The sequence below is a fragment of the Nocardia salmonicida NBRC 13393 genome, from assembly GCF_001613085.1.
Lineage (GTDB): Bacteria > Actinomycetota > Actinomycetes > Mycobacteriales > Mycobacteriaceae > Nocardia > Nocardia salmonicida.
This window is the reverse complement of sequence record NZ_BDBR01000009.1, coordinates 20,993-32,651: the sequence shown is the minus strand read 5'-3', so window position 1 is coordinate 32,651 and position 11,659 is coordinate 20,993. Positions and strand designations below refer to the sequence as shown.

Here is an 11,659-nt window from a genome sequence, read left to right as displayed (position 1 = left end):
CGCCGTGCACGACTACCGAGGGGGACCACCGATGACCGACTTTCTCGAACGGCTTGCTACGCAGGCTGAACGGATTCCGGAGGCCTCGGCGCTCGGGACGGTCGGCAAGCGCGCGTTCACCTACCGGGAACTGGTGGACACCATCGGCCGGGTGTCGAACAACCTCGGCGCGGCGGGGTTCTCGGCGGGTGATCGGATGCTGTTCTCGATCCGGCCGAGTGTGTCGTCGGTGCTGTTGATCTTCGGGGTGATCGCGGCGGGCGGGACGATCGTGTTCGTCGACCCCGGCGTCGGTCCGGAACTGTTCGCCAGGCGAGTCGGCACGGTCGAACCCACCTGGGCGGCAACGGAATCGCTGCTGTATGCCGTGAGCGGTCCGCTGGCCGGGTTCGGGCGCAAGAAGGGCTTGGAGCTGCCGCGGTTCGGCGCGCTGGATGTTCGACATATCCACAGTGGGGTGTGGGTGCCGGGAACACCGTTCGGGTCGACTCCGTTGCGGCGCTTCACCGGTGACGCGCGCCGAACCACCGTGCCCGCCGCCGATCCCGAAGCGGCGGCGTTGATCGTGTTCACCTCCGGGACCACCGATGACCCCAAAGCCGTAGTGCACACTCGCGCTTCGCTGAGCGCCGGTCTCGCCGCGATGGGTGGGAAGACCAGCCTCGCGCCCGGCGCCTTCCTACACACCGAGCAGCTCATGATGGGGCTGCCCGCGTTGATGGCGGGGGCACGATGGGCGATGCCGCGGTATCCGCGGTTCGGTACACACATCGACCCGGTCCGGTTCACCCGGAATCTGCGCAGCGCGACGCACGCGTTCTATACCCCGGCCGACCTCGCTGTCGCTCTCGACGCGGTGGAAGCCGGCGACCTCGTGGCGCCGCCACATCTGCGTCAGGTGGCTCTCGGCGGCGCGCCGGTCACCTCCGCGCTTCTTCGTCGGGCACAGAAGTCGTTGCCCGACACCGAGTTTCTCGCGATCTACGGGATGACCGAGATCTTGCCGGTGGCGGTCGCGACCGGCGCCGCCAAGCTCGCACACGACGGGGATCTGCTCGGGGCACCGGTGCGGGGCGTGGAGGCGCGGATCGCCGACGACGGCGAACTGGTGTTGTCCGGGCCGAACCTGTGTCGTGGATATCTGGGCGCGGAGCCCCTCACCGAGATCGCGACCGGCGACCTCGCCCGCTGGGACGACAAGGAACTGGTCCTCACCGGCCGCAAGAAGGACATGATGATCCGGGGCAAGACCAACATCTACCCGGGGTTGTACGAGCCGGTGATCACCGCGATCAGCGGCGTGCGGGAAGCGATCATGGTCGGCCTACCGGACGAGATCGGCGACGAGCGTATCGTGCTCGCCGTGGTCCCCGATCCGGAATCCGGGGACATCGCGGAGCTCCTTCGCGAACGACTACCCCAGGTCATCGACACCACAGCCGTCCCCGACGACATCGTGGTGGTGGACAGAATTCCGGTCAGTGGACGGACGAACAAACCGGACCGGGCAGCACTGCGGGAGATGGTGCGCGGGCTGCTCAGCGAGTGACCGAGCGGATGGTGCGGTCGGCCATGGCTTCGATGGTTGTGCGCTCGAGCATGGTGTCGACGTAGCAGAAGGTGATCGACATCGTGGGGCCGAGGGTGGCTACGGCGACTGTCAATGCGCTGGCGCAGGAGTTCGTGCCCGCCACTGTCAGGTCGGTGATGTGCAGCGGCTCAGGGGTTTCGGGGGGATACAGTCTGCCCAGGTTGCTGAGGGTGACGTTCCAGGGGGCTCGGCGGTCGATGAGTTCGATGGTGCGCCTGCCGGATTCGAGTGATCGGGGGCAGCCGTAGCGGATGGCGGCCAGGGCGGTGAGGTCGCTGTTGTTCGCCAGTCGTCGGTCGAGTTGGGATTTCGCCGCGCGGGCCGCTTCCCAGAGGGAGTGCGTCGGGCCGTAGGGAACGAAGGTGGGGACTACCGCGGTGAACATGCCCGGCTCGTCGTCGGCCGGAGGTGGGTCGAGGCGGGAGCGGACGTCTACCGGGATGCCGATGCCGGCGACGCCGGAGGGCCGGGGGGCGAGGTCGCCGAGTGCGTCGGCCAGGGCGGCGGTCAAGGCGGCATTGACGGTGACGTCGTGCTGGTGGCAGCGAGCACGCAGGTCGGTGAGGGCTTCCCCCTCGATGGTGCGGATCACGGTGCGGGTGCGGCGAATCGGTAGCGGGGGCGCGATACCGGGGAGGCTGCTCGGGCGGCGGGCCATAGCGGTGAGTTGGCCGGTGATGTTGGTGCGCAGGCAGCGCAGGAGGCGGGTGTGCGCGGGTGGGATGAGATCGTCCGGGGCCGGAATCGGCGGGCGGGAGACGATGGGTATGGGGGCTCCGAAGGCGTAGGCGAGGATTCGCCAGCCCAGTGACGTCATCGAGCGGCCGTCGAGCAGGACGTGGGACAGGACGAGAATCAGGTCGTGGTATTCCTCGGAAGTGCCAGGGCGCCAAGCTAAATCGATGAGGCGTCCGGGCGAGGTCGCGAGGTCGATGGGCTCGGCCAGCTGTTCGTCGAAGATCGTGCGCCACTCGTCGGGGTCTTCGACCACGCGGTGCAGCACCGGTAGGTGCGGGTCGACGGACGGGGCGAAACAAGGGCCGTCGACAACCGTTGTTCGCAGCAACGGGAATTCCGCCAGCAGTGCGTCGGTGGCTTCTTCGAGGCGGTAGGCGCCGATCGGGCCGCGCACCCGCAAGCGGACGACGCAATTCGCCGGCGACAACTGATCGACGAGCCAGAACCACCGTTCCGAGGCCGACAGCGGGCGAATCACCTCACCGTTGCGCACCCGCGCGGCCTCCTTCATCGACGAACCCGGTCATCGTGAGCGTAGCGAACCGATGCTCGCTCGATACTCAGCGCTTTCACATGGCGTTACTACATGCGTATTATGGACTTATGGGTTTCGAGTGGCCTGATTGGGCGATCGCTCACCTGATCGGCATCGAACCCAGCGAGGTTCGGCAGGTCCTCGCAGCGTCACGACGGTGGCCACGCCCGGCCTTCGACGGCCAGGTGACCGTATTGACGGTGTGGGGGCGCACCACAGCCGGCCGCCCGCTGATCGTGGTGATGCGACAGCGGGAGGACTGGACGTGGGTGATCATCGGCGCACGCACGATGCGCGCCGAGGAACTGGCGCAATTCGAGCAGTGGGAAAGTGAGACCCGATCATGAGCGAGCAGGGACTTCCGTCCAGCAAAGAAGAACTCGCCGACTTCATGGATCGGCTGAGTTTCTCCGACGAGCCCACCGACGCCCCACCACGTCTTCCCGTCAACGAAGACATCATGGTGACCACGTCGATCCGCCTCCCCCTCGGCCTACACAGCCGCCTGAAATCCCTCGCCGACGAACGCCGCGTAGGCGTGTCGACCCTGCTCCGAGAATGGGCCGAAGCAGCCGTCGCCGACATCGACGACGAAGACCAGATGATCTCCCTGGCCGAAGCCAAACGCGCCCTCTCCCGAGTCCACCCGATCCACCGCGCGAGCTGAATCGCGAATCGACCGGTAGGCGGGAATACGACAGAAGCCCCCGCGCAGAGCAGGGGCCTCGGTCGTGCTGATCAGCTAGCTCTGCCTCAGCGGCGGCGCTTGCCCTTCGAGTCGGTGCGAGCCGCGACGCGGCGTTCGCGGCGGGTGCCGGACTGCTGCTGGCCGCCGTATTCCTGGGCATCGGAATGGGATTCGGCGTGGCCGTCTTCGGCGGGGCCCGAGTAGTTCATGGCCCGGGGGGCCTGATCGGTGATTCCCTTGGCACGCAGGGCCGGTGGGGCTTGGTTTTCCGCGGGGGTGTCCTGGGGACGGGCACCGACCGGGGAGCGCAGGCCCTTGTCGATCGAGACGCCTTCGGGCTGGGGCTGCTGGACCTCAACCTGCAGGTTGAAAAGGAAGCCGACGGACTCCTCCTTCAGGCCTTCCAGCATGGCGGCGAACATGTCGAAGCCCTCACGCTGATATTCGACCAGCGGGTCGCGCTGGGCCATGGCGCGCAGGCCGATGCCCTCCTTGAGGTAATCCATCTCGTAGAGGTGTTCGCGCCACTTGCGGTCGAGGACCGAGAGCAGGACCTGACGTTCCAGGTTGCGCATCGCGCCTTCGCCCGCGAGGCCGTCGATCTCCTGCTCGCGCTTCTCGTAGGCGGTGTGGGCGTCTTCGAGGAGGACCTCGCGGAGTTCGTCGCGGGTGAGTTCGCCCGCGTCGCCGGTGGCGGTCTCGCCGGTGAGTTCCTTGTGATCCAGGCTCACCGGGTACAGCGTCTTGAGCGCGGTCCAGAGCTTGTCCAGATCCCAGTCCTCGACGTAACCCTCGGCGGTGGCGCCGTCGACGTAGGCGGTGGTCACGTCGGTGATCATGTTCTGAACCTGACCCTCCATGTCCTCGCCACGCAGGATCTGGTTGCGCTCGCCGTAGATCACGGTGCGCTGCTGGTTCATGACCTCGTCGTACTTCAGAACGTTCTTGCGGATCTCGAAGTTCTGCTGCTCGACCTGGGTCTGTGCGCTCTTGATGGCCTTGGAGACCATCTTGGCCTCGATCGGGACATCGTCGGGCAGGTTCAGCCGGGTCATGATCGACTCGAGCGCGGCGCCGTTGAAGCGGCGCATCAGCTCGTCACCCAGCGAGAGGTAGAAGCGGGACTCGCCCGGGTCGCCCTGACGGCCGGAACGACCACGCAGCTGGTTGTCGATACGGCGCGACTCGTGGCGCTCGGTGCCGAGCACGTAGAGACCGCCGGCCTCGCGGACCGTCTCGGCGTCGTCCTCGGTCTGCTTCTTGACCTGCTCGAGCGCGGAGTGCCAGGCGGCCTCGTACTCGTCGGGGGTGTTCACCGGGTCGAGGCCCTGCTTGCGCAGCAGGATGTCGGCGATGATGTCGGCGTTGCCGCCGAGCACGATGTCGGTACCACGACCGGCCATGTTGGTGGCCACGGTGACCGCGCCGGGGCGACCGGCCTCGGCGATGATCTGGGCTTCCTGCTCGTGGAACTTCGCGTTCAGCACCGAGTGCGCCACACCACGCTTGGTGAACTGCTTGGACAGGTACTCCGAGCGCTCCACGCTGGTGGTACCGATCAGGACCGGCTGGCCCTTCTCGTGCCGCTCGGTCACGTCGTCGACGACGGCGGCGAACTTGGCCTCTTCCGACTTGTAGATCAGGTCGGCCTGGTCCTTGCGGACCATCGGCTTGTTCGTCGGGATCGGGACCACGCCGAGGTTGTAGATCGAGTGCAGCTCGGCGGCCTCGGTCTCGGCGGTACCGGTCATGCCCGACAGCCTGCTGTAGAGGCGGAAGTAGTTCTGCAGCGTGATCGTGGCCAGGGTCTGGTTCTCCGGCTGGATCTCGACCTTCTCCTTGGCCTCGATCGCCTGGTGCATGCCCTCGTTGTAGCGGCGGCCGACCAGGATACGGCCGGTGAACTCGTCGACGATGATCACTTCGCCGTCGCGGACGATGTAGTCCTTGTCGCGCTGGTAGAGCTCCTTGGCCTTGATGGCGTTGTTCAGATAGCTCACCAGGGGCGAGTTCGCGGCCTCGTAGAGGTTGTCGATGCCGAGCTGATCCTCGACGAACTCCACGCCCTGCTCGTGCACGCCGATGGTGCGCTTCTTGATGTCGACTTCGTAGTGGACATCCTTCTTCAGCAGCGGCGCGATGCGCGCGAATTCGGCGTACCACTTCGACGACGCGTCGGCCGGGCCCGAGATGATCAGCGGGGTGCGGGCCTCGTCGATGAGGATCGAGTCGACCTCGTCGACCACGGCGAAGTTGTGACCACGCTGGACGAGATCGTCCAGGGAGTGAGTCATGTTGTCGCGCAGGTAATCGAAGCCGAACTCGTTGTTCGTGCCGTAGGTGATGTCGGCGGCGTAGGCCACCCGACGCTCGGCGGGGGTCATCCCGCCCAGGATCACGCCGACCTCGAAGCCGAGGAAACGGTGCACACGGCCCATCCACTCGGCGTCGCGCTTGGCCAGGTAGTCGTTGACCGTGACCACGTGCACGCCGTCGCCGGAGATGGCGTTGAGGTACGCGGGGAGCACACAGGTCAGGGTCTTGCCCTCACCGGTCTTCATCTCCGAGATATTGCCCAGGTGCAGCGAGGCGCCGCCCATGATCTGAACCTTGTAGTGCTTCTGGTTCAGCACCCGCCACGACGCCTCACGCGCCACGGCGAAGGCCTCGAGCAGCAGGTCGTCGAGGGTTTCCCCGTCGGCGTAGCGCTGGCGGAATTCGTCGGTCTTGGCGCGCAGCTCGTCGTCGGTCAGCGCTTCGATCTCGTCGCCGTACGCGATGACCTCATCGGCGAGGTTCGAGAGCCGCTTGACCATGCGACCTTCACCAATCCGTAGCAACCTCGTCAGTGTCAGCGCAGGCACGGGTCTCGTCAGTCCTCTGGTCGGAGTTGTGTTCAACGGCGATGGTAGTCCGCAGACCACCGTACCCGGCGGCGCGGACCCGTGCCCGATGTACCGGTGCAGTCATTACCCCAGGTCACGACGCCCGGCGAGCCTCGTTGCCCGGCACTGTTATTCACCTACCGTGACGTAGGATGTACCGCGTGCCCGATCAGCGCCGTACGGCACCGGAAGGAGCTTCGGAGCGCGTGATCACGAGATTGACGCCGCAGGACGCGTCGTTCTATCGGCTCGAGTCGAGCAGCAACCCGATCCATATCGGCTCTCTCGCGATCCTGAACAACTCCTCCCCGGACACCGAGGGCCAGGTACTCGACTACGAACGCCTCGTCGACCTGGTCGAATCCCGGCTGCCGATGGTGCCGCGCTACCGCCGCAAGGTGCGCGAGATCCCCCTGGCCATGGGTCGGCCGGTCTGGGTCGAGGACAGCCGTTTCGACATCAGCTATCACATCCGCCGCTCCGCGCTGCCGGGTCCGGGTAGCGATTCCCAGCTCTACGATCTCGTCGCCCGGCTCGCCTCGCGTCCGCTGGATCAGGGGCGACCGCTGTGGGAGATGTATCTCATCGAGGGGCTCGCCGACGGGCGCGCCGCGGTGTTCACCAAGTCGCACTCGGCGCTCGTCGACGGTGATACCGCCCTCGAGATCGGTCACGTGATCCTCGACAACTCCCCACTGCCGCGCGAACTGGCCGACGACGCGTGGCGCGCGCCGCGCGAACCCACCGATGTGGAATTGCTGGCCGGGGCGCTGTCGCAGCTGGCCGCCCAGCCGCGCGAGGCCTACAGCGTGATGCGCGACGCGGGATCGAACGCGTTCGGCGTGGTGCGCGGCACGCGGATGGCGGTCAAGGCCGCGGCCAACGTGGTGCGCGCGGCGACCGCGAGCGCGGCGCCGGACAGCCCGCTCAACGCCCGCACCTCGCGCAGCCGCCGCTTCGATGTGGTGCGCACAGACCTCGACGACTACCGCACCATCCGCAGACATTTCGACTGCTCGATCAACGACGCGGTGCTCGCGGTGGTCACCGGGGCGCTGCGCAACTGGTTGCTCTCGCGCAACGAGGCGCTGATCGAGTCGACCAATCTGCGCGCGGTGGTGCCGATGTCGGTCTACGTCGACGGCGACAATCAGCTGACCCCGGCCAGCGAGGTGTCCTCGTTCCTCATCGATCTGCCTGTGGGCGAGCCGAATCCGACGATGCGCCTTTCGCACATCTCCCATGCCACCGAGGCCGCGGGCAGGCAGCGTCGCGGGGTGCGGGCGCGCACGCTCGTGCACCTGGCCGGGTTCGCGCCCGCGAGCCTGCACGCGATGAGTGTGCGGGCGGCGAGTACCTTCGCCGACAACAGTTTCAATCTGGTGATCACCAACGCGCCGGGACCACAGACCGCGATGTACATCGGCGGGGCACGCATGCTGGAGATGTATCCGGTGTCGCCGCTGCTGCGCAATCAGACATTGAGTTTCGGACTCACCTCGTACGACGGTCAGGTCTTCTACGGACTCAACGCCGACCGCGACGCCATGGCCGACATCGATGTCCTCGCGGCCTCGGTGCACGAATCGATGGAGGAGTTGCTCGGTGCCTGTCTCTGAGAACGACACGATGCGCGTCTACATCCCGGCGACGATTCCGATCCTGCGACAACTCGTCGACGAGCAGCAGTTGCTCCCGCTCGGCGCGACCGCGTTCGCCGTGACGCCCGCCCTGCGCGAGGCCTACGCCGCGGGCGACGACGAGGAACTCGCCGAGGTGGCGATGCAGGAAGCCGCCCGGGCCTCCATGCGGTTGATCGGCGCCGAGCGCGACGGACTCGACGATCCGGACGACGACGCCGGCGCCGAGGCGACGACGGCCGCCCCGGGTGGCCCGGTGTATCGGCGCGCGGTGATCGCGGCGGATGTGCCGGGGGCGAAGCTGCGACCCGATCTCGACGATGCTGTGGTGAAGCTGTCAGGGCCGATCAGCTTCAAGCAGGTCGCCGCGGTGCATGTGGACCTGGCCGAGGCCGAGCCGCAGGTCGCCAAGGCCGTGGACGTCATCGACGCGGCCGACCTCGGTGATACCGACGCGGAATTCGTACTCGGCGACGCCGAGGACCATCAGCTTGCCTGGTACGCGCCCCAGGAGCTGCCGTTCCTGCTCGAACTGTTGTAGTTTTCGGCGGCCGGCGCCCCGGTTGCCGAATGTTCACAACTAGCGCTCAACCTACGATGCCGTAACCTTGCTGCGAGCGAGTCACCCCACGGTGGCGCGGATGTATGACAGGGAGTAACGGCACAGATGGTCCTGAACAAGTTCCGGGAATGGCTCGAAGCACCGGCGGCGCAGGTCGCCGATCGGGGCGGCAAGCTGAACGTGTTGCGTGGCGCGGTCGCCCGGGTGACCACTCCCCTACTGCCCGACGACTATCTACACCTGGCCAACCCGCTGTGGTCGGCGCGCGAGCTGCGCGGCCGCATCGTGGAGGTGCAGAAGGAGACCGCCGACTCGGCGACCCTGGTGATCAAGCCGGGCTGGGGCTTCGATTTCAAGTACCGCCCCGGGCAGTACATCGGCATCGGCATCCTGATCGACGGCCGGTGGAACTGGCGTTCCTACTCGCTGACCTGTCCCCCGGACTGGACCGGCGAGGGCGGCAAACGACTCATCTCCATCGCGGTGAAGGCGATGCCGGAGGGCAAGTTGTCCAGCCACCTTGTCAACGGGGTGGCCGCGGGCACCATCGTGCGGCTGGCCGCGCCGCAGGGCGGGTTCGTGCTGCCGGAGCCGCCGCCGGCGAAGGTGCTGTTCATCACCGCGGGCAGCGGTATCACCCCGGTGATGTCGATGTTGCGCACGATGGACCGCCGCGACGGGGTCAACGACGTGGTGCACGTGCACTCCGCGCCCACCGACGCCGACGTGATGTTCGGCGCCGAGCTGCGCGCCCTGCACGACAAGCACCCCAGCTTCGTCTCCCACCTGCAACTCACCGACGAGCACGGCCTGTTCTCCCTGGCCCGGCTCGACGAGCTCTACCCCGACTGGCGCGAACGCGAGACCTGGGCCTGTGGACCGGCCCCGATGCTCGACGCGATCGAAACCCATTGGAAGAACGCGGGTGTGGCAGAGCAGCTGCACATCGAACGCTTCGAGGTGGAACGCTCAGCGATCGGCGAGGGCGGCACCGTGACCTTCGGCACCACCGGGCGCACCCTCACCGTCGACGGCGCGACCAGCCTGCTCGAAGCCGGGGAATCCGTCGGCGTGCAGTTGCCCTTCGGCTGCCGGATGGGTATCTGCCAGACCTGCGTGGTGACCCTGTCCGCCGGACACGCCCGTGATCTGCGCAACGGCGACGAACGTCAACCCGGCGACAAGGTGCAAACCTGCATTTCCGCCGCCGCGGGCGACTGCACGCTGGACATCTAGCCGGTTGCCGGACCGCCGAGCGGGTACCCTCGGGGTATGCGTCGGTCATAACCCGTGACCGACGACAATCGCTTAGGCCCCTCACTTCGATCCATGCCAGAGGGCGCGACTTAGGATCACTCACAGGCCGAACAGCATCGAGGGCGAGGACCCGAGGCGTGCAACGCCCGGTTCTCGGCCGCCTCGATCTGGACTCGCCGACAGGGTGCGACGACGGAGCGCCCTCGGCGAGGGAAGATCGAGGTTCCCAGGCCGAGAACCGCGGCACCTGCCGCTGATAAACAACAGGAGGACCCCCGGTGGCCATCACCGATATCCAGGCCTTCGCCCATCTGACGGCGGCCGACATCGAGACCCTGGGGAAAGAACTCGATTCGATCCGCCGCTCGGTGGAGACCTCCCGCGGCGAACGCGACGCCAAGTACATCCGTCGCACCATCGCGGCCCAGCGCGCCCTCGAGGTAGCGGGGCGAGCGGTGCTGTTCGGCAGCCGTAACCGCTGGGCCTGGCTCGGCGGTACCGCGATGCTCTCGGTGGCCAAGATCATCGAGAACATGGAGCTGGGCCACAATGTGAGCCACGGCCAATGGGATTGGATGAACGATCCCGAGATCCACTCCACCAGTTGGGAGTGGGACATGACGGGCACCTCGTCGCAGTGGCGGCGCGCGCACAACTACTCGCACCACACCTACACCAACGTCCTCGGCAAGGACGAGGATCTCGGTTTCGGCATCCTGCGGATGACGCGCGACGAGCAGTGGCGCCCACTGCATCTGGCTCAGCCCGCCGCCAACCTGCTGCTGGCCGCGACCTTCGAGTGGGGTATCGCACTGCACGATCTCGGCATCGAGAAGGAGCTGGCCGGGATTCCGATGAGCGCGCACACCTCGGCGCCCGACATCGAGTTCTACCGTAAGGCGGGCCGCCAGGTCGCCAAGGATTTCGTGCTGTATCCGGCCCTGACCGGACCGGCGTGGAAGTCGACGCTGAAGGCCAACGCCACCGCGAATCTGGTGCGCAACCTGTGGTCCTATGCCGTCATCTTCTGCGGCCACTTCCCCGACGGCGCGCAGAAGTTCACCGCCGAACAGCTCGACGGGGAAACCCAGGGCGAGTGGTACCTGCGCCAGATGCTGGGCAGCGCCAACTTCAAGGCCGGCCCGGTGATGGCGTTCATGAGCGGCAACCTCTGCTACCAGATCGAGCACCACCTGTTCCCCGATCTGCCGAGCAACCGGTATTCCGAGGTCGCGGTCCGCGTGCGCGAACTGTGCGACAAGTACGACCTGCCCTACACCACCGGCTCGCTGGGCAAGCAGTACCTGCTGGCCTTCCGCACCATCCACAAGCTGGCGCTGCCGGATCGCTTCCTCAAGCGCACCGCCGACGACGCGCCCGAGACGTCGTCGGAGCGTAAGTTCGCCGGTATCTCACTGCCCGAGAGCCTGCGGGTCGATCCGGAGACCGGTAAGCGCTTCGGTCTGCGTTCGGCGCTGCACGATGCGAAGGTCGCCCTCGAGATCAAGGCACGGCACGAGAAGGAAGTGCTGCGCGAGGCGAAGGTGGCGCTCAAGGCGCGAGCACGGCAGGAGAAGCTGGCGTTGCGCGAGGCCAAGCGCGCACTGGGCGAACGCGCTGTGCACGAGCGGGGTGTGTTGCGCGACAAGGCAGCTCGCCGCATGGCGCGACACGCCTGATAACATTTCCATCTCGATGGCGCAATAGGACGTATCACACATTTCGTCGCCGAAATCGCCAACCTACGCTCTCGTAACTTACGG

Annotated in this window: 9 protein-coding genes; 7 read left to right on the top strand and 2 right to left on the bottom strand. The window is 66.7% G+C overall.

The window, feature by feature from the left end; genetic code table 11:
• The first annotated feature begins 31 nt into the window (after window positions 1-31).
• Entirely contained in the window at window positions 32-1,549 is a 1,518-nt protein-coding gene (locus NS1_RS09985) for a class I adenylate-forming enzyme family protein (protein WP_062983596.1), read from the top strand.
• Here the strand turns inward: NS1_RS09985 and NS1_RS09980 are convergent.
• Entirely contained in the window at window positions 1,539-2,840 is a 1,302-nt protein-coding gene (locus tag NS1_RS09980) for a phthiocerol/phthiodiolone dimycocerosyl transferase family protein (RefSeq protein ID WP_062983595.1), read from the bottom strand. The genes NS1_RS09985 and NS1_RS09980 overlap by 11 nt on opposite strands.
• Window positions 2,841-2,932: 92 nt before the next feature.
• Here NS1_RS09980 and NS1_RS09975 point away from each other — a divergent pair, with 92 nt between their 5' ends.
• A complete protein-coding gene (locus NS1_RS09975; RefSeq protein ID WP_056813016.1) occupies window positions 2,933-3,211 on the top strand; it encodes a hypothetical protein in 279 nt (92 codons plus the stop codon).
• Window positions 3,208-3,531: a hypothetical protein gene (locus NS1_RS09970; protein ID WP_056813020.1), complete on the top strand. Its 324-nt coding sequence runs from the start codon at window positions 3,208-3,210 to the stop codon at window positions 3,529-3,531. Before NS1_RS09975 ends, NS1_RS09970 begins: the two co-directional genes overlap by 4 nt.
• An 86-nt stretch (window positions 3,532-3,617) precedes the next feature.
• Here NS1_RS09970 and secA read toward each other — a convergent pair whose 3' ends face one another.
• Window positions 3,618-6,416 carry a preprotein translocase subunit SecA gene (secA, locus tag NS1_RS09965; RefSeq protein ID WP_082843906.1) on the bottom strand — a complete coding sequence of 933 codons (2,799 nt, stop codon included), beginning with the start codon at window positions 6,414-6,416 and terminating at the stop codon, window positions 3,618-3,620.
• Between the two features lie 227 nt (window positions 6,417-6,643).
• Between secA and NS1_RS09960 the strand changes: the two genes are divergently transcribed.
• The 4 genes from NS1_RS09960 to NS1_RS09945 all read left to right on the top strand — a co-directional run bounded on the left by NS1_RS09960 (window position 6,644) and on the right by NS1_RS09945 (window position 11,575).
• Entirely contained in the window at window positions 6,644-8,056 is a 1,413-nt protein-coding gene (locus NS1_RS09960; RefSeq protein WP_062983594.1) for a WS/DGAT/MGAT family O-acyltransferase, read from the top strand.
• Window positions 8,057-8,066: 10 nt separating this feature from the next.
• A complete protein-coding gene (locus tag NS1_RS09955; protein WP_056815908.1) occupies window positions 8,067-8,618 on the top strand; it encodes a DUF6912 family protein in 552 nt (183 codons plus the stop codon).
• A 126-nt stretch (window positions 8,619-8,744) separates the two neighbouring features.
• Entirely contained in the window at window positions 8,745-9,875 is a 1,131-nt protein-coding gene (locus NS1_RS09950; RefSeq protein WP_062983593.1) for a ferredoxin reductase, read from the top strand.
• 299 nt (window positions 9,876-10,174) lie between these two features.
• On the top strand, window positions 10,175-11,575 hold the full coding sequence (locus tag NS1_RS09945) for a fatty acid desaturase family protein (RefSeq protein WP_062983592.1): 1,401 nt from the start codon (window positions 10,175-10,177) through the stop codon (window positions 11,573-11,575).
• Window positions 11,576-11,659: the final 84 nt, after the last annotated feature.